This is a genomic window from Nocardia farcinica, from assembly GCF_001182745.1.
Lineage (GTDB): Bacteria > Actinomycetota > Actinomycetes > Mycobacteriales > Mycobacteriaceae > Nocardia > Nocardia farcinica.
Window position 1 is genome coordinate 601,998 of record NZ_LN868938.1, and the last position, 19,158, is coordinate 621,155.

16 protein-coding genes are annotated in these 19,158 nt (G+C 69.2%); 13 read left to right on the forward strand and 3 right to left on the reverse strand.

Going from position 1 to position 19,158, the window contains the following annotated elements; all coding sequences use genetic code 11:
- The first annotated feature begins 51 nt into the window (after positions 1-51).
- Positions 52-756 (forward strand): gamma-glutamyl-gamma-aminobutyrate hydrolase family protein, encoded by a 705-nt coding sequence (locus tag AMO33_RS03100; RefSeq protein ID WP_228791224.1) that lies wholly within the window; start codon positions 52-54, stop codon positions 754-756.
- 75 nt (positions 757-831) lie between these two features.
- Here AMO33_RS03100 and AMO33_RS03105 read toward each other — a convergent pair whose 3' ends face one another.
- Positions 832-1,515 (reverse strand): TetR/AcrR family transcriptional regulator, encoded by a 684-nt coding sequence (locus AMO33_RS03105; protein WP_060590372.1) that lies wholly within the window; start codon positions 1,513-1,515, stop codon positions 832-834.
- Positions 1,516-1,812: 297 nt separating this feature from the next.
- Here AMO33_RS03105 and AMO33_RS03110 point away from each other — a divergent pair, with 297 nt between their 5' ends.
- From AMO33_RS03110 to AMO33_RS03155, 10 genes are all read left to right on the forward strand, one after another.
- On the forward strand, positions 1,813-3,420 hold the full coding sequence (locus tag AMO33_RS03110) for a class I adenylate-forming enzyme family protein (RefSeq protein WP_060590375.1): 1,608 nt from the start codon (positions 1,813-1,815) through the stop codon (positions 3,418-3,420).
- Between the two features lie 10 nt (positions 3,421-3,430).
- Positions 3,431-4,228 carry an enoyl-CoA hydratase/isomerase family protein gene (locus tag AMO33_RS03115; RefSeq protein ID WP_060590377.1) on the forward strand — a complete coding sequence of 266 codons (798 nt, stop codon included), beginning with the start codon at positions 3,431-3,433 and terminating at the stop codon, positions 4,226-4,228.
- Complete coding sequence (locus AMO33_RS03120) at positions 4,225-5,319, forward strand: Zn-dependent alcohol dehydrogenase (RefSeq protein WP_060590379.1); 1,095 nt, start codon at positions 4,225-4,227, stop codon at positions 5,317-5,319. Before AMO33_RS03115 ends, AMO33_RS03120 begins: the two co-directional genes overlap by 4 nt.
- A gap of 32 nt (positions 5,320-5,351) precedes the next feature.
- Positions 5,352-6,809 (forward strand): aldehyde dehydrogenase family protein, encoded by a 1,458-nt coding sequence (locus AMO33_RS03125; RefSeq protein ID WP_060590381.1) that lies wholly within the window; start codon positions 5,352-5,354, stop codon positions 6,807-6,809.
- Positions 6,810-6,919: 110 nt separating this feature from the next.
- Entirely contained in the window at positions 6,920-8,578 is a 1,659-nt protein-coding gene (locus AMO33_RS03130; protein ID WP_060590383.1) for a flavin-containing monooxygenase, read from the forward strand.
- A complete protein-coding gene (gene kal / locus AMO33_RS03135; protein ID WP_060590385.1) occupies positions 8,575-8,949 on the forward strand; it encodes a 3-aminobutyryl-CoA ammonia lyase in 375 nt (124 codons plus the stop codon). The genes AMO33_RS03130 and kal overlap by 4 nt, the downstream gene beginning before the upstream one ends.
- Before the next feature lie 5 nt (positions 8,950-8,954).
- Complete coding sequence (locus tag AMO33_RS03140) at positions 8,955-10,250, forward strand: NAD(P)/FAD-dependent oxidoreductase (protein ID WP_060590387.1); 1,296 nt, start codon at positions 8,955-8,957, stop codon at positions 10,248-10,250.
- 50 nt (positions 10,251-10,300) lie between these two features.
- Positions 10,301-11,281, forward strand: coding sequence for an NAD(P)H-dependent flavin oxidoreductase (locus AMO33_RS03145; RefSeq protein ID WP_060590389.1), 981 nt, complete (start codon positions 10,301-10,303; stop codon positions 11,279-11,281).
- 340 nt (positions 11,282-11,621) lie between these two features.
- Complete coding sequence (locus tag AMO33_RS03150) at positions 11,622-12,317, forward strand: hypothetical protein (RefSeq protein WP_060590391.1); 696 nt, start codon at positions 11,622-11,624, stop codon at positions 12,315-12,317.
- Positions 12,318-12,360: 43 nt separating this feature from the next.
- Positions 12,361-13,713, forward strand: coding sequence for a flavin monoamine oxidase family protein (locus AMO33_RS03155; RefSeq protein ID WP_060590392.1), 1,353 nt, complete (start codon positions 12,361-12,363; stop codon positions 13,711-13,713).
- 162 nt (positions 13,714-13,875) lie between these two features.
- Here the strand turns inward: AMO33_RS03155 and AMO33_RS03160 are convergent, their stop codons facing one another.
- Complete coding sequence (locus AMO33_RS03160; protein WP_240327388.1) at positions 13,876-14,853, reverse strand: LacI family DNA-binding transcriptional regulator; 978 nt, start codon at positions 14,851-14,853, stop codon at positions 13,876-13,878.
- A 269-nt stretch (positions 14,854-15,122) separates the two neighbouring features.
- On the opposite strand from AMO33_RS03160, the gene AMO33_RS03165 reads away from it, so the two are divergent.
- Positions 15,123-15,839 (forward strand): hypothetical protein, encoded by a 717-nt coding sequence (locus AMO33_RS03165; RefSeq protein WP_060590396.1) that lies wholly within the window; start codon positions 15,123-15,125, stop codon positions 15,837-15,839.
- Positions 15,840-15,871: 32 nt separating this feature from the next.
- A complete protein-coding gene (locus AMO33_RS03170) occupies positions 15,872-16,618 on the forward strand; it encodes a hypothetical protein (protein ID WP_060590398.1) in 747 nt (248 codons plus the stop codon).
- A 57-nt stretch (positions 16,619-16,675) separates the two neighbouring features.
- On the opposite strand, the gene AMO33_RS03175 is transcribed toward AMO33_RS03170, so the two are convergent.
- Entirely contained in the window at positions 16,676-19,156 is a 2,481-nt protein-coding gene (locus AMO33_RS03175; protein ID WP_240327395.1) for a glycoside hydrolase family 78 protein, read from the reverse strand.
- Between the last annotated feature and the right edge of the window lie 2 nt (positions 19,157-19,158).

Sequence of the window (19,158 nt, forward strand, 5' to 3'; positions counted from 1 at the left end):
CGCTCGAACCCGGTGAAGCCGCTGATCGGACTGACCGGCCGCCGGTTCAGGATGGGGCTGATCAGCGGCAGTCACCCGGGCTACGGTCAGCGTCTCACCGACGCCTTCTTCGCCGATTTCGCGGAGCGCATCACGCGCGCGGGCGGGGTGCCGGTGATGCTGCCCTACGACGCCGATCCCGAAGCGCTCGGGGACTGGCTGTCCGGGGTGGTGATCACCGGCGGTCAGGATGTGCACCCGCGGTGCTGGGGTGGCGACGAATCGGTGGTCGGTGAGATCGCCGCGGTGGACCATCCGTCGGTGCATGATCCCGACCGCGACCGCTTCGAGATCGCGCTCACCAGGATGGCGCTGGCGCGCCGGATCCCGTTGCTCGGGGTGTGCCGTGGCATGCAGGTGCTCAACGTGGCCCTCGGTGGCACGCTGATTCCCGACCTGCCCGCCGGGCCGATCCAGCACCTCGCGGCGACCGGTCCACTCTCGGACGGCGACCCCGAGCACGCCGTCAGCTTCGAGCCGGGGACGATGGCGCAGAAGGTGTTCGGCGATCGGCTGGTCACCAATTCGTGGCACCACCAGGCGATCGACGGGTGCGGCGCGGGGCTGGTCGTCACCGGTCGCACCGACGACGGCGTCGCGGAGGCTGTCGAGCTGCCCGGCGCCCCGGTGCTCGGCGTGCAGTGGCATCCGGAGTGGATGATCACCGACGACGGCGCCCTGCGCTGGCTCGTCGACGCGGCCGCGGCACCACGCTGAGCGAAAATGACTGTGGCCACTGCCGTTTCGTGGTGGCCACAGTCATTTCGGTGGCACGGCCGGTCCGGTGTGCGGTCAGTCCACGCCCACCCAGGACACCAGGGAGCGCATCCTCGGTTCGGGAGTGCGCGCGGGGGCCTGGGCAGCGGGCGTCGCGGCGGGGCCGTCGCCGAGATGGGCGGCCATCCACGCGTCGAGCGCGCCGAGGGTGAGCTCCATCTGCCCCTGCGCCGCGGCCTCGTCGGTGAACACCAGCCAGTTGAGTGCGAAGCCGTCGGACAACGCGGCCACCAGGTAGATCAACTGGTCGATGGTTTCCGGCGCGACCCGGCGGCCCGCCGCCGTCCGCGGCGCGCCGAGGATCGTGCGCATGGTGTCGAAGGCGGCTTTGTACACCACCTGGGCTTGCGTGCCCTCCCGTTGCCCCCAGCTGATCAGCTCGATGATCGTCGCGCCGAAGGCCGGGTTCTCGCGATACCACTCCATCACGCCGCGCAGCAGTGCCCGTGCGGTGGTCTGCACGTCGCCGTGGACGTCGTTGCGGATCAGCACGTCGCGATACTCGCCGGCGAGGTACTCGAACACCGCCGCGAACAGGGCTTCCTTGGTGGCGAAGCAATAGTGCAGCGTGGCAAGGGGAGCGTTGGCTGCCTCGGCGATGCGGCGCGTGGTCGCTCCGTCCACCCCGTGGGCGGCGATCACGCGGACGGCCGCGGCCACCAGGTCGGCGCGACGTTCAGCGGCGGGGATGCGAGCCATGCGGTACTCCTGTCCAGGCAATCTGAACGATTGATCAAGTCATGCCGACATCAGCAGGGCGGCCAGTGCTTCCTCCGACGACGGGAGCGCGGAGCGCCGGATAAGTTAGTCATTCGCCTTGATCATATGACTAACTACGGCTACTGTTATGGCAGGCCTCACATTTCCGCCGCCGAACGGTCGCACTCACCCGGCGATCCAGGCCCCCATCGAGAACACCCGTCACGGCGCGCAGCCCCCGTCGACCGCAGGTCGATCGACGACGACCCGCCGCCTGGCAACCGCGAAGAGGACGACATGACCCAAGTCGAACCGGTCCACCCCGAACGCGCGCTCGCGCTCGAACGGCTGGCCGTTGACCCGCCGATCGGCACCCTCGTCGAGCTCCTTGCCGACCAGGCCGTCCGCTCGCCCGACCGCGAATTCCTCCGCTTCGCCGACGGGTCGTGGACCTTCGCCGAGATCGACGACTGGACCTCCCGCCTGGCTCGACGCCTGATCGTCGAGGACGGCGTGCGCCCCGGTGATCGAGTCGCGATCATGCTCCCCAACATCGTGCAGTGGCCGGTCGCCTGGCTGGCGGTCCTCAAGGCGGGCGCGGTGACGGTTCCGGTGAACTCGTCGTATCAGCGGGCCGATCTCGAATTCGTGCTCCAGGATTCCGGCGCCCGGGTGGTGTTCACCGACGCGGCGCACACCGCGCTGGTCGAACAGGTGCGGGCCACGAACGGCGAGCTGGCCGATGTGCGCATCGTCGATGCCGCGTCGCCGGCCGAACTCGCCGCCCACCCCGCGCAGCGGCCCGCGGTGGAGATCACCCCCGACACGCTCGCGAACCTCCAATACACCTCGGGCACGACCGGATTCCCCAAGGCGTGCATGCTCACCCATGACTACTGGGTCCGCATCGGCTGGTTCTGCGCGAACGCCAACAGCCTCGGCGCCGACGACGTCGTGCTTACCTCCCAGCCGTTCTCCTACATGGACCCGCAGTGGAACACCGCGCTGTGCCTGACGATCGGTGCGCCGCTGGTGGTGCTGCCCAGGTTCTCCGCCTCCGGTTTCATGGCCGATGTGCGCAAGCACCGGGCCACGTTCATCTATGTGCTCGGTTCCATGCCGACGCTGTTGTTCAAGCAACCGCCCACCCCGCAGGACCGCGACAACGACCTGCGCATCGTGCTCTGTTCGGCGATCCCCGTCGCCCTGCACGCCGAGCTCGAACAGCGGTGGGGCGCACCGTGGCGCGAGATCTTCGGGATGACCGAGAGCGGCGTCGACCTGTTCAGCCACGTCGAGAACACCGAGGACGTGGGCAGTGGCCGACTGGGGCAACCGGTGCCGACCAAGCAGGTCCGCGTCGTCGACCCGCAGGGCCGCGACGTCGGTGACGGCGAGTCCGGTGAGCTGATCACCTCGGGCACGCCGATGATGCTCGGCTACTGGAACCGCCCCGAGGAAACCGCGCAGACCCTGCGCGACGGCTGGCTGCACACCGGTGACGTCGCCGTCCGGGAGGCGGGCAGCTACCGGCTGATCGGCCGGATCAAGGACATGGTCCGCCGCGGCGGGGAGAACATCGCCAGCGCCGAGGTCGAGCGCGTGCTCGAACGCGACGACAGCGTGGTCGCCACCGCCGTGGTCGGCGTGCCGGACGAGTTGTTCGGCGAGGAGGTCAAGGCCTTCGTGCAACTGGCGCCCGGCGTGGCGGCGAGCCGTGAGACCGCCCAGCGGATCCTCGACGGCGCGCGGAATCAGTTGGCGCGTTTCAAACTCCCGCGTTACGTGGAATTCGTCGCCGACTTCCCGCGCACCCCGTCCGAGCGGGTGTCCAAACCCGCGCTGAAGGCGCGCGCCGCCGAGCACCCCGGCGTCACCTACGACCTGCAACCACCGCGCGACTGAGGAGCCGGACGTGACCGACACCCACCTTGATGTACGCATCGACGACGACGTCGCGGTGCTCACCCTGAACCGCCCGGCGAAGCTGAACGCGCTCGATGTGGCCACGCGGGTGCTGCTCGCGCAGACCATCCGGCAGTTCGGCACCGGTGACCTGGTGCGCGGGATCGTGCTCACGGGCACCGGCCGGGCCTTCTCGGCAGGTGAGGACCTGCAGGCGGTTCCGTCGACCTACGCGGAGGTCCGCGAGGCTGTCGCGACCTTCCACGACATCACCCGCGCGATCCTGGAGACGCGGATCCCGGTGATCGCGGCGGTGAACGGGATCGCCGTCGGCGGCGCCTCGGAGATCACGCTGTCGTGCGACGGACGCATCGGGAGCCCGGCCGCCGAGTACTTCCAGCCGGAGAACCACCGCGGCATCATCATCTCCAACGCCTCGAGCTTCCTGATGGGCAGGCTGGTCGGCAGCCACGCGATGCGCATCGTCCTCGGCTCGCACCGGGTCGGCGCCGAGGAGGCGCTGCGCATCGGGCTGCTCGACGAGATCGTCGCCCCGGAGACACTGGTCGATCGCGCCGTCGAGGTGATCCGGCAGTGGAACTCCGATCCCCGCATCACCGCACTGCACCTCGGCTTGCTGCGTCCGCTGCCCGCCGAGATCGAGGCCGCGTTCGCCCGCGAGGACGACGCCGCCCGCCAAGCCTGGGAGTCCGGCGCGTTCAGCGAGGGCATCGCGGGTTTCTGGACATCGAAGAACGCGGCGTCCCCGGCGTCCGCGCCGAGCAACCGAGATCGGAGCCGATCATGATCACCACCGAAGCAGCTGTCCTCACCGCGGTCGGCGAACCGCTGGAGTTCACCGAGATCCTGGTCGACGACCCGGAACCCGACGAGATCCGCCTCGCGGTCTCGAATGTCGGTCTGTGCCACAGCGACCTGCACTACATGACCGGAACCGTCGCCGCCGACCTGCCCGTGGTCGTCGGCCACGAGGTGGCCGGCGTGGTCGAGGCGGTCGGCTCCGCGGTGACGACTCTGCGTCCCGGCGACCGAGTCGTCGGCGCCCTCACTCCCTCGTGCGGGATGTGCCGCAACTGCCAGGTCGGGCGTTCGACCCAGTGCCAGCGCGTCACCGAGATCCGGCGACGGCCGCGGCCCGCCTTCCAGCTGCCGAGTGGTCAGGTCGTGCACCGCCTCGGTGATGTCGGCGCGTTCGCACGCCACACCCTGATGCGGGAGAACTCCCTGGTCGCCGTGGCCGACGAGGTGAGTCTGCACGTGGGCTGCCTGCTCTCGTGCTGCATCATCACCGGTGTCGGAGCGGTGTTCCGGGCCGCCGAGGTGCGTCCCGGCGCCACCGTCGCCGTGATCGGTTGCGGCGGTGTCGGTTCGGCCATCGTCCAGGGCGCGCGCCTGGCCGGCGCTTCCGTCATCGTCGCCGTCGACCTCGACGACGCTCGCCTCGCCGCCGCCAAGACCTTCGGTGCCACTCACGTCGTGAACGGCGCCGCCGATGTCGCCGCCGAGATCAGGAACCTGCTCGGCGACGGCGTGGACTACTCGTTCGAAGCGGTCGGCAGCGCGCGGACCGCGGCGACCGCCCTCGAGGTGCTGCGCCCGACCGGCACCGCGTGCATGGTCGGCATCGCCCCCGACGGCACCGACCTGACGTTGCCCGCCTGGAACTTCTTCTTCAGCGAGAAGCGCCTCATCGGTTCCTACATGGGTTCGGGCCAGGCACAGCAGGACATCGCCCAGTTCGCCCGCCTGTACCAGCAGGGGCGGCTGCTGCTCGACGAGATGGTCAGCGACGTCATCCCGTTCCACGACCTCGACAAGGGCTTCGAGGCGATGAAGTCCGGCGCGGTCACCCGCATCGTCGCCGACCTCACCGTCTGAGCCCCGACCACTCGCGCACCGAAGGATCCCCGATGACGAATCCGCAACTGCCCCAACCGATCAACTACATCGCCGACGAGTGGTCCGAGTGTGCGACGATCCCCGACGCCTGGAACCTCGACCCCAACACCGGTCAGCCGGTGCACCGTGCGGTCACCACCACCCCGGAGGACGTGGAACGCGCACTGCGCCACGCCGAGCGGTCCTACGGTTTCGAACGCTGGGACGACGCGGCGAGCGAGGAACGCGCCGAGGTCATCGAACGCGCGGCCGACAACGTGGCGTCCCGGATCGAGGACATCGCTCGCACCGACGCACTGACCAGCGGAGTTCCGATCGCCAAGGCCCGGATGGTGGCGCAGTTCCTGCCGCACCGCATCCGTTCCGCGGCCGCGGATCTGCGGACTGTTCCGCGGCGCGTCGCGCTCGAGGCCGGCGGGCGGGACGTGCGGCTGTACAAGGTCCCGTGGGGCCCGGCCGCCATCCTCACCCCGTGGAACGGACCGAGTTTCATTCCCGCCGCGAAGATGGTGAGCGCGCTGGCCGCGGGCTGTCCGGTCATCCTCAAGCCGTCCGAACACGCGCCGAGCAGTGCCCAGATCATCGTCGAGTGCTTCGTCGCGGCCGGGCTACCCGCCGGCGCGCTGCAACTGCTGCACGGCGCGGGCGACGTGGGCGCGGCCGTCACCGGTGACCCGCGCGTGAAGATCGTCTCCTTCACCGGCGGCCCGAACGCCGGCCGGGCCATCGCGCGCGCGGCCGCGGAGGACTTCAAGGTGCTCCAGCTCGAGCTCGGCGGCAACAACCCGGCCCTCGTACTCGACGACGCCGACATCGACGTCGCGGCCGACGGCATCCTCGACGGGATGACCAAGCTCAACGGTCAGTGGTGCGAGGGCCCCGGGAAGGTGCTCGCGCACAAGAGCCTGGTCGAACCGCTGCTCGAGGCGCTGCTCGACCGGATCGCCCACCTCGAGATCGGCAACTCGCTCGACGAGAGCACCGAACTCGGACCCATCTCCAATGCCCCGCACTTCGCGACCTTGCAGAGCCGAATCGACGGGCTGCGGGCCAACGGCGCGACCATTCACCAGCCCGCCGAGCTTCCCGGTCTGGACGGCTTCTTCCTGTCGCCGACCGTCGCGACAGGTGTCGACCCGTCGCTGGCGACCGCCGAACTGTTCGGCCCGCTCATCACCCTGCACGCCGTGGACTCCGACGAGGACGCGCTGCGGGTGGCCAACGCCAACCCCTCGGGCCTGGACGCCTACGTGTTCGGCGGCGACGTGGACCGCGCCATCGAGGTCGGCTCACGAATTCTCTCGGGCGAGGTGCGCGTGAACGGCGCCAAGGTCGCCGACCTCGCCGACGGCTCGGCGCAAAGCTTCTGGGGCACTGCGGGAATCGGCGGTCACGCCCCCGGTGAGTCCGTCCGGGTGTTCTGCGGCGATCGCGTGGTCGGCGTCGATTCTCCCGACCTGCCGATGTAGCGATCGCCGATTGCTCCCGCCCACCCTCGACCGTGGCCGGGTCACCGGCCGACTTCGACTGGTTCGTGTGATCCGGTCGACCGAAAACACACAGGAAAGCGGCTCCCGCCATGAACTCCACCCCAAGCCCAGAGATCGTCGACGTCATCGGCGTGGGCGCCGGCTTCACCGGCATGTACCTCTCACACCGGCTGACGACAGCAGGCTGGACCTTCGCCGGTTTCGAGGCAGGACCGAGCGTCGGCGGCACCTGGTTCTGGAACACCTATCCGGGCGCCCGATGTGATGTCGAGAGCATCTACTACTCGTACTCGTTCGACGAGGAGCTCCAGCAGGAGTGGACGTGGAGTCAGCGCTTCGCCCCGCAGGCCGAGATCCTCAGCTACATCGAGCACGTCGCAGACCGGTTCGACCTGCGCAAACACTTCACCTTCAACACCCGCGTGGTGGCCTCGACCTGGAACGCGGCCGACCGGGTGTGGGAGGTGCGGCTCGACAACGGCGAAATCCGGCGCAGCCGCTATCTGATCTCGGGTGCGGGCGGCCTGTCCACGCCGAAGGACTTCGACGTGCCCGGCCTGTCGAACTTCGCCGGCCTGAAGGTCTCGACGAGCCGGTGGAACATCTCGCTGGACGACTTGCGGGGCAAGCGGGTCGCGGTGATCGGCACCGGCTCCTCCGGCGTGCAGGCCATCCCGCTGATCGCCGAGGTCGCCGAACATCTCACCGTCTTCCAGCGCACCCCGAACTACGTGATGCCCGCCCGCAACGCCGTGCTCACCCCCGACCAGGTCGCCGCGGTCAAGGAGAACTACCCGGCCATCCGGGAGGAGTGCAGGCACTCACCCGGCGGCATCCCCGATCGCCCCGTCACCGACCGGGCGTTCGATGTGTCGGACGAGGAGCGCAAGCGGCGCTATGAGGCGGCCTACGAGCGCAGCGGATTCCAGGGCGTCGGCGGCGAGTTCGCCGACCTGCTGTTCGACATGGAGGCGAACCGGACCGCGTCGGAGTTCATCCACGACAAGATCCGCGAGATCGTGAAAGACCCGGTCACCGCCGAACGGCTGGTCCCCAAGTACCACCCGCTCGGCGCCAAGCGCAGCGTCTTCGGCACCGATTACTACGAGACCTACAACCGGTCGAACGTGTCGCTGGTGTCGCTGCGTGAAGAGGCGATCGAGACCATGACCGAGAATGCGATCATCACCTCGAACGGCGCCTACGAGGTGGACGCCATCGTGCTCGCGATCGGCTTCGACGCCTTCACCGGCCCGCTCTACGGGCTCGGGCTCACCGGTGCGTCCGGTCGGAGACTGCAGGACGCGTGGAGTGACGGTATCCGCTCCTACCTCGGATTCATGGCCGCCGACTTCCCCAACTTCTTCATGGTCGGCGGACCGCTGAGTCCCGCGCTGGCCAGCAATGTGGTGGTGACCATCGAACAGGCCGTCGACTGGATCGCCGACCTCATCGAACACGCCCGCGATACCGGCGCGACGCAGATCGAGGCCACCCCCGAAGCCCAGCAGGAGTGGGTCGACATCACCGAGTGGACCGTGTCCCAGACGTTGTACGCCACCACCGACTCCTGGTATCGGGGCTCCAACGTCGAAGGCAAGCCCAACACCTTCATGGGGTACCTGGGCGGTGTCGGCAAGTACCGCCGGATGTGCACCGAGATCGCCAAGCGGGGGTATCCCGGCGTCGCGATCGACGGTCGAGCGCAGTCGCGCACACTCGGCCCGATTCACGAGGAGATTTCATGAGCAAGGCTGTCCACCGGCGGTATGTCGCCTTTTCCGATGCGCATTACGCGGGCAACCTCGTCGACGGTGCCTATGCCTTGAAGCTCTTCGGCGATGTCGGCACCAATCTGGCGATCGAAATGGACGGCCACGAGGGCTTGTTCGCCGGCTATTCGTCGGTGGAATTCCTCGCCCCGGTGCGGGGTGGCGATGTCGTCGAGGCCGAAGCGACCCTGGTGAAGAAGGGGAATCGCAGCCGCACCGTCGATTTCGAGCTCCGGGTGATCTGCCGTGGCTCCGACGACACCGGCCGGGCACAGGTCCTGGATCCGCCCTTGGTCGCGGTACGCGCGCGCGGCACCGCGGTCATCCCCACGGATGGAACGGAGTAGCGGCCGTGAAATTGATCGACGACACCGGCTGGGCCGGACAACCCACCACGGTCGAACCGTCGCTCACCGGTGACATCGACTGCGACGTCGTGGTGATCGGCGGTGGCGGCGGTGGCATGTCAGCGGCGCTTCGCCTGGCCGACAAGGGCGAGGACGTGGTCCTGCTCGAGGCCGAGACGCTGGGCTGGGGCGCCACTTCCCGCAACGCCGGCTACATCACGAACTCCGTCGCCGCCGATCCGGAGCTGCTGGGGTTCCTGCTGAAGCGGGAGCGGTTGCGCGAGCTGTACCGTTACGCCGAGCACGCCGTGCATTTCGCCGAGGACGCGATCGCGCAGCACGGGATCGACTGCGACTACAAGCAGGAAGGCATCGTGATGGCCGCGGTGTCCAAGGGCCAGCTGCGGCACGCGCGCCGCAACGCGAAGGTCCTGGCCGAGGCCGGTTCGTCGGGCGAGTGGGTCGAAGGCCCCGAGGCAGGACTGCCGGAGGGCTTCCTCGGCGGTATCCGCGAAGGTGTCGGCGGCACCGTCGATCCGGGCAAGTTCGCGCTCGGCCTGCGCGCCGCGACGATCGCCGCCGGGGTGCGCGTCCACGAGTCCACGCCTGCGGTCGACGTCGTCGACACCGGCGACCGGGTCACGGTCACCACCCCGAACGGAACGGTCAGGGCACGCAAGGCGCTGCTGACCACCAACGCCGCGAGCAACAGCCTGTCCATCGCGCCGAAACACCTCGCGACACCGGTGTGGACCTCGCTGGTCGAAACCGAACCGATCCCGCCCGACCGGCTCGACGAGATCGGCTGGACCAGCCGCGCGCCCCTGGTCACCCTGCACATGATCCTGGAGAGCTACCGCGTCACCCCGCGCGGCACGATCGTGTTCGGCACCCGCCGCATCCAGGCGGGCCGCAACCCGCTGCCGACCCGCACCCCGGCGCCGCAGGTCGTCGACGATCTCGTCCGCGGCTTCCACGACCGCTTCCCCGGCCTGCGCGACATCGAGCCGGTGACGGCCTGGGGCGGCTGGATCGGCATGAGCTCCACCTGGCTGCCCGCCGCGGGCGCGGCCTCCGCCAACGTGCTCTATTCGGCCGCCTGCAACGGCCACGGCTTCGCCCAGGCCCAGTACGTGGGACACATGCTGGCCGACCACGTGACCGGCGAGCCGCGGCACGCCGATCTCGAGGCGATCTGGCACCGCGGCACGTTCTGGCCCAGCTTCGTCAGCAATCCCGCGCTGTACCTCGGGTGGCTCGCCGACCGGGCCGCCGACCGATGGGCGGCATTCCGGAAGTGATTCCGTCAGGTTGTGACTGAGACATTTGACCAAATCGAGTCAGGATACCCATGTTCTCCAACACCTTCACCGAGATGTTCGGCGTCGCGCACCCTCTCGTCTGTGGCGGCATGACCGCCGTCGGCACGGCGGATCTGATCGGCGCGGTAGCCAATGCCGGTGCCCTCGGTTTCCTCACCGCGCTCACCCAGCCCACTCCCGAGGCGCTGGTCAAGGAGATCAGCCGCTGCCGCGACCTCACCGACAAACCGTTCGGTGTGAACCTGACGATCCTGCCGACCATCAAGCCGGTGCCCTACGACGAATACCGTGACGCCATCGTCGAGAGCGGCATCACCGTCGTCGAAACGGCGGGCGGCAACCCGCAGCCGCACCTGCCCACCTTCAAGGCCGCGGGTGTGAAGGTCATCCACAAGGCGGTCACCGTCCGGCATGCCCTCAAGGCGCAACAGCTCGGCGTCGACGCGGTCAGCATCGACGGTTTCGAATGCGCCGGACATCCCGGTGAGGACGACGTCCCCGGTCTCGTGCTGATCCCCGCCGCGGCGCGGGCGCTGTCCATTCCGATCATCGCCAGCGGCGGTATCGCGACCGGTGCCGGCCTGGTCGCCGCGCTGGCGCTCGGCGCATGTGCGGTGAACATGGGCACCCGCTTCATGGCGACCACCGAGGCGCCCATTCATCAGAACGTCAAGCAGCAGATCGTGGACAACTCCGAACGCGACACCCTCATCGTGTTCCGGGAGTTCCACAACTCCGCCCGCGTCGCCCGCAATGCGGTGTCGGAGGAGATCGCGGCCATCTCGCGGAAAGCCGGTGCGACCTTCGACGACGTCGCTCATCTGGCCAGTGGCGCTCGCGCCCGCGAGCGGGTGTACGGCGACGGTGAGATCGACGGCGGTCTGTGGTGGGCCGGCCAGGCGCAGGGGTTGATCCACGAGATCGGCAGCTGCCAGGAAGTGGTCGACCGGATTCTCGCCGACGCGCACCGGATCGTCACCGAGACCCTGCCGCGCCACCTCGCGAGCTGATCCGCCCGCGGTGCCCGGAACGGAACCGTCGAACCTGCGCGTGGGTTCGACGGTTCCGTGCTTTCGGCAGGTGCGTGTGCCCGCCGCGGGGTACGGATCGACGAATCCCCGCCTAGTTAGTCAAATGCCTTGATCATATGACTGACTCACGGTACCGTTATGACAGGCATCACACCCGACCTCAATTCGGGGCTACGCGCACACCCTGCTCGGTGGCCGGATGCCGAACCCACGGATTGCCGAAGCGAGACGACCCTCCCTGCCGCGATCGCTCGGCAGCGCTCACGCAACGCCCCCGTGCCGCCGGCCGGCGGGCGCCCCCTGTCAAGGAGAAGAGACCATGTCCATCAAGGAACTGCTTTTCGCGGTCGCGGACATCTGGATGATCGCTGTCGGTTTCACCTACGGCATCAAGTTCATCCGGAACTACAAGAACTATCTGCTCGGTCTCGAGTGGATCATCGTCGCGACCTCGGGCACGAACTTCCTGATCTACGGCCTGCTCGCGGCGGGCCACGACAGCCCGATGTACAAGGCAGCCGCCTTTTTGGACGCCTTCTCCAGGTCGGTGGGCATCACGCTGATCCTGGTGCTCGGACTGATGGCGGTGACCCATCGGTACAAGCCGTCGGTGGCGACGGACATCGGCGCGTTCGCGCTGGCGGCCGTCGCGGGTCTGCTGCTGCTCGGGTACCAGGACACGATCGGCCTGCCTGCCAAGATCTTCTTCGTCGTGGTCAACGTCCTCACCACGATCTACCTCGTCTACTTCTCCGCCCGGCTGTGGCAGATCGGTGAGCGCGGCCACGCGGTCTCGGCGGCAGTCGCGACGGCCTGCGGCTTCCTGATCGCGGCCACCTACGACTTCGTGACGATTCCCGGTGACGATTCCGAGCACACGATCTTCTACATCCTGGCCCTGTCGGCGTGGGGCTTGCAGATGTTCGCCTACTACCGCGCCTACCGGGCATTCGACGCCCACAACAAGCGCGTCGACGCGCCGTCGATGACGGGCGACGCCCCGGTCACGGCATAACCAGCGGTTCCCTTCTTCGAATCAGCCACAGCCAGGAGCCGAAATGGCAACGCAGAACAAGCAGCAAGAATCCACCGAGGTTGTCGTCATCGGCGCGGGAATGGCGGGCTTGACGGCCGCGACCACCGTGGCTCCGGCCGCCGAGGTGGTGGTGCTCGAGTCCACCGATCGCACGGGCGGCCGCGTCGACACCGTGCGGCAAGGCGACTACTGGATCAATGTCGGCACCCAGTTCACCGAGGGCACCGGCACGTTGATCGATGCACTAGACCGGCACAACATCGAGATGGGCTCGCTCGCGGGAAAGAGCATCGCGCTGCACCTCAACGGGACCACCGTGGACACCTCGAACCCGTTCGCGCTCGTCTTCCGCACGCCGATGACGATGATGGACCGGATCGGCCTCGCCATGGTCGGGGCCCGCATCATCGCCGCCGCGCCGTTTCTCGAGTCGAAGGGGAAGATCGGTCAGCGGGTGCGCGCGCGGCTCGAGAGCAAACTCGCGTCGTATGTGCTCGACGGTGTCCGTTCGGAATTGGCCACCACCATCGTCCGGTCGTGGTCGGCGCAATGGATGGGCTGCGAACCGGACGAGACGGCCGCCGCGCAGTTCGTCTACTCGGTGGGGATCGCGCTGACCGACCCCGAGAAGGTGCCCAACTTCTCGCTACCCGCCGGGGGCAACCAGACGCTGACCGACGTGCTCACCGACGATCTCGGTGCGCGCATCCGCCTGAACTCGCCGGTGGAGTCGGTGCGCCGCGACGGCGACGGCGTGGTCGTCGACTACCGCGACGGCGACCAGCCCAAGCAGTTGCGGGCGAAACGCGCGATCGTCACCGTACCCGCCGACATCGCCGAGCGGATCCTCCCGGAGCTGCCCCAGCCGTACCGCAACGCGCTCAACGACATCACCTACGGCCGTTACGTGGTGGTCGGCTTCTTCACCGATGAGGTCGGGCCGCAGCGGTGGGACGAGTACTTCGCCATCTCCGCGCCGCAGCTGTCGTTCCAGGCGGTGTTCAACCACGCCGCGGCGCTGCGCACGGGCGGAGAACGCAAGCCAGGCGGCGCACTGGCCTGTTTCGCCGGTGGTGGCAAGGCCGACGAGCTGCTCGACCTGCCCGACGAGGAAATCGTCTCCCGCTTCACCGCCGACCTGCTCAGCGTGCTGCCCGAGCTGGAAGGCAAGCTGGGGGAGCCGGTCCTGCGCAGGCACCGCCGCGTCGTCCCGTTCTGGGCGCCCGGCCGCCGCAACACCTTGCCGACCCTGCGCGACCCGCTCGACACGATCTACCTCGCCGGCGACTACGCGCTCGATGTCCCCTCCCTGGCCGACGCCGCCGCCTCGGGCGAAAAGGCCGCCGAGGAGGTCCTGAAAAGCCTCGGCCGCTGACCTGTCGGCGTGTTGTGAAGCGAGCAGAACCCTTCCGGTCGAGGCCGGAAGGGTTCTTCTGGTCGGGGCGACCCCCTGCTGGTTCTCGACGGACACGCGCAGGCAGGCGGCCGAGGCAAGCGGCCGGCCACGCGCCTGGCGGGCCGGGCTCGCTGGGTGTGTTCAGGTGGATTCCCTGATGGTCACAGTGAATTCGGGGGCCACCGGTTGGGGTTCGGTGGTGAGTTGGCCGGCGCCGTGCAGGGCCAGTTCCGCGACGTAGCGGGCAAGGCCGCCGATCTGCATGCGGACGCTGGTGAGCGCGGGCACGAACACCGGGGCGAAGGGGGAGTCGTCGTGCCCGATCACGGCCAGCGGGGCGGGCACGCCGATGCCGGCCCGCAGCGCGGCTCGCACGACCAGCGCCGCGGTGTAGTCGTTGTAGGCGACGACTCCGGTGATCCCGTCGTCGCGCCATCGCCGGACGACGTGCTCGGCGGCGTCGGTACCCTCACGTGCGACTGTCCGCACGGCCGGCGGGTCCAGCCCCAGGTCCTGAGCTGCCTGCTGCGCGCACGCGCTTCGGGCGGCGGCGAGTTCGGCCAGACGCGGATCTTCGGGGAGGGCGTAGGCCACTCGGCGATGTCCGCGGGCGTGGAGATGCCCGACCTGCTCGACCGCGCCCGCGGCGGCCGCGACCGACGCCGCCAACGGCGCGGTGACGATCGAACGGACGCCGCTCTCGCGCACCGAGCGCAGGTCGTCCTCGTCCAGCTCGCCGAGGCCGAGGATCACGTCGGGGTGCAGCACCTCCCAAAGCGGGCGGGCGCGGTCGCCACGGCGGCGCGGGTAGGGCACGAGTGTGTAGCCGGCGCGATCGAGGTGGTAGGAGACCTCCTCGAAGAACTCGCCCATGCTGGTCTCGACGGGCCAGTCGGGTAGCAACAGCATTACCAGGCGCGAGCTGCCGCGGCGCAACGCCTGCGCGGCCGGGTTCGGGCGGTATCCCAGCCGCTTCGCCTCCGCGAGTACCCGCTTGCGGGTGGTTTCCGGAATGGACTGGCCGGGGGTGTTGTTGAGCACGAAGCCGACGGTCGCGCGCGAAAGACCAAGCGAACGAGCGACATCCGCGGCGGTCACCCGCTTCGTGCTGGTCGCCATCTGGCCTGCCTCCTGAAGAGTCCGCGGCATCTGTCGACACGACGCTAGCACGTGCACCGGCGCGTACCCGAGCCTGCGACCTGGCGTTATCCCTGCCGTGGTCGGGGGAACCGGCGACGCGTACACCGCGCCGTCGGGAATGCGGACGAGGCGATGGAACTAGCACGTGACAGCGGGCAATTCGATCGGCTACGCTACTTTCTCGTGCTAGTGATGCACCTCTCACTGTCGATCGGTAGTGACGAGAAGCACGTCGATGAGGATGTTCGATGAAACTCCGCCGATCCGCGCTCACGGCCGCGCTGGCCGTGACCGGCGTCCTGGTGGGCGCGGCGCCCGCCCACACCGAACCCGGCCAGTCACCGCCGGTGTCCTATCAGGCGGCCCTGGTCGAGAAGTCCGTGGTCACCACACTCGACCACGGCACCTTCGCGCTGCAGAACGAGGGCGGCGCGGTGGTTGTGCGCAATGCCGCGGGGGAGGTGCTCGACACCGTGCCACTGACGTACTCGCTCGATGGGCAGCGGCTGGCATTGCGCCACGAGATCTCCCACGACGGCCGGACGTTGACGATCACGCCCGACGCCACCGGGTTGGACCGGGCGGCCCTGCGGCCGGTGGCCTCTCCCCTGGAGAACCAGCTGGCGATGAACGACCTCATCAACGCGGTCAGCATCAGCACCTCGCTGGGCACCCTTGTCGGCACCGCCGTCGGCGCGGTCGCCGGTATCGGGGTCGGAATCGTGCTCTCGGGTGCCGCGTGCGCGGTGCTCAGTCTGGGGTGCGTCGTGGCTGTGCTGCCCATCATGAGCCTCACCGCCGGTGTGGGCGGGATCGCCGGACTGATCCTTGCGGGCGGACCGGTCGGCATCGCCGCCGCGTTCGAGTACGTGACCACGCTCAACGCTCCTCCCGGCGGCAGCAAGTATGCCGAGCAGACGCAAGGCAAGCCCGGTGGGCCGCCTGCCGGCGAGGCTCCCCGATGAGCGCGCGGCCGCGCCGAGTGCGCTCGGTATCCGTGACCACCGCCGCGGTCGCCGCGGCGGCAGCCCTCACGGTCGCCGGGCAGCCCGCGCACGCCGAGCCGCCACCGGCGCCCAGCTTTCGCACCACGGTGACCGACGGCGTGGTGATGATCGAGCTGGACGGAGCAGGCTTCGGCTTGGCCACCGATGAGCGCACGGTGGAGATCCGCGATCCGCACAACCGGGTGTTGGCGGTACTGCCCTTGACGTTTCAGGTCAACGACCGGGTTTTCGCCATCTCGCAGCACATCTCCCACGACAGACGCACCTTGCTACTGGATCCCGACGTCGAATCGGTGCGGCGGGCAGGGCTCGAGCCGGTGGCGTCACCGGTCGAGGACCAGTTGGCGCTCAACCAGCTCGCCGGTGATCTCGCGCGCAACATGGGTATCGGAACGTTCGCCGGCGCCGTGGTCGGCGCGGCGGTCGGTGCCGTGCTGGGACTCGGCTCGTGCCTGATCGTCGGCCCGGCATGCCTGGCCACGGTTCCTGCCGCGATCGCGGCTTTCGCCGGGGCGGGTGGCGTCGCGGGCACCCTGATCGCCGGTGGTGCCGCGGTGGTCGATGCGGGATGGAAGTATCTGCTCACCCTCCAGTCGCCACCGGGGCAGAGCCCCTACGCAGGACAGGACGGGCTCCTCGCGGAGAACGGCACCGGGGTGCCCGACGCCAACCTCCGCCTGCCGTCGGGTTCGGGTAGCGGGTTGAGCAGCGGTTCGTCCGGCGGTTCGAGCGGTTGACCCGGCGCGGGCGCCGACGGCCGCACGACCGTCGGCGCCTGTCCGGCCGGCCGCCACTCAGTCCGCAGCCAGCGCGGCCTCCAGATCGGCGCGCAGGTCGGCGGTGGCGCCGGGAACGTACTCCAGCATCGTGTTCAGCGAGATGGCCGCGGCTTCGGGCGCCTTGCCCTCGATCGGGATGCCTGGGAAGTGCTTGTCGAACACGCGTGTCAGGGCGGCCCACACCGCGGTGTCGTCGGCAAGGGTACGCAGCGGGGTGTCCATCGTGTACGCGGCGGCTTCGGCGCGCGCGAGCGCGTACTCCCACCGGTGCTCGCCGCCGCCCACCACCGGTACCCGTGCCTCGGGATCCAACGGAAGCACCACCGTCGCTTCGACTCCCTCCGGCACCGTCACCTCGACGGTGGCGTGGTCGTCGGCGACCCGCCAAGCGATCCGGAAACGTCCCCGGACGGTGTCGTGAACGAGGGTGGCGTGGGTCAATCCTCCGCCGGGCACCGGTGCGATCCGCACGGTTCGATAGCCGGGGGCGATGGCCTCCAGCCCACCGACGACGCGGTGCAGCCAGTCGGCGACCGCGCCGTAGGCATAGTGGTTGAGCGAGGTCATGCCCGAGGGGTGCAGCGTGCCGTCGGGGCGGATCGCATCCCAGCGCTCCCAGATGGTCGTCGCGCCCATCGTCACCGGATACAGGAACGACGGAGCCTCGGTCTGCATCAAGGTCAGATACGCCTCCTCGGTGTGGCCGGTCTTCGTCAGGGCGGGCAGCAGATGCGGAGTTCCGGCGAAACCGGTGGAGATGCGATGGCCGGTGCGCGCGACAGCGGCCGAGAGCCGGGCGCCGGCCGCCGCGAGCTGGTCCGGGTCGAGCAGATCGAACGCGATCGCCAGCGCGTACGCCGTCGCGGTCTCCCCGACCACCCGTCCGGAGCCGGTCACGTATTCGCGCCGGAAGGCGGCCCGTACCCGGCACGCGAGCTCGTCGAACTCCACGGCGTCGGCCTCGTGTCCGAGGATCCGCGCGGTGCGGGCGAGTTCGCCGGTTGCCTTCGCGAAGTAGGCCTGGGCGACCAGATGCCGGTCGGTCTTGGCCTCGGAGGGGCGGTCCTCGGGCGCGTCCGGATCGAGCCAATCGCCGTACTGGAAGCCGGCACTCCACAGATCGTGGTCGTCGAGCCGGCTCGCCACCTCCCGGACGAAGGCGGTCATCGACTGGTAGGCACGCCGCAGGATCTCCTCGTCGCCGTACTCCCGGTACAGCACCCAGGGAACACTGACCGCGGCGTCGCCCCACAGGGCGGTCGGCGGTGACGGTGCGCTGAGCACATCGGGCACGACGAAGGGGACCTCGCCCTTCTCGGCATGCTCGACGGCCAAGTCGGCCAGCCAGGATCCCAGCACACCGCGCACGTCGTAGAGGAACGCCGCGACCGGCGCGAAGGCGTTGATGTCGCCCGTCCACCCGAGCCGCTCGTCCCGTTGCGGGCAGTCGGTCGGCACGCCCACGAAGTTGCCGCGCATCGACCAGACCACATTGGCGTAGAGCCGATTCAGGAGTTCGTCGGAGGTCTCCAACCAGCCGGTGCGCGCCATGTCGCTGTGCACGACCACCGCGGTGAGCGACCCGGTGGTGAACTCGCCTGGCCAGCCCTCGACCTCGACGTACCGGAACCCGTGGAAGGTGAAGCGCGGCTCCCAGGTTTCGGTGCCCTCACCGCGCAGGATGTAGGTGTCGGTGGCGCGGGCGGTCCGCAGGGTGGTGGTGTCGAGGTCCCCGTCGCGCAGGAGCTCGGCGTGACGGAGTGTCACCGCCGTACCCGTCGGGCCGGTGACGGTGAGCCGAGTCCATCCGGTGAGGACCTGCCCGAAGTCCACCAGGTGTCGGCCATCCGGCCGCGTGGTCACCGACACCGGCGACAGCTCCTCGATCCGGCGAATCGGCGGGCCCATCGGCTCCACGAGAGCCGCGAGATCCCAATCGAACTCGCGCACCGGAAGCCACCGGCTGTCATCGAATCCCGGTTCGCACCAGCCCCGCGGTTCGAGTCGCGCGTCGTAGGTCTCCCCGTCGTAGAGGCTGTGTGCGGTCACCGCTCCGGTGGCCGCGGTGAATTCGGGCCCGGAGGAGATGGTTTCGGTGCGATCGTCGTAGTCGAGCACGAGTTCGAGGAACAGTGCGGGCCGGTCCGCGTAATGACGGCTCCTGCCCTCGTAGCCGACGCGGCCGACGGCCCAGCCCTCGCCGACGATCGCGCCGACCACGTTGGCGCCCGTCACCAGCGAAGCGGTCACGTCGATCGTGCTCACCTGTAGGCGATGCCGGTAGGAGGTCCAGCCGGGCGCGAGGACCTCGTCGCCCACGCGGGCGCCGTTGAGATACGCCTCGACCAGGCCGATCGCGGTCACGCGCAGCGTGGCCCGCCGTGGCCGCGCGGCGAGGTCGAACTCGCGGCGAAAATAGGGGGCCTGCCCGGCGGGGGTCAGTTCGACCTCCGGGGTGACGAAAACGGCGCGCGGTTGCCGGATAGCAGCGGTCACGT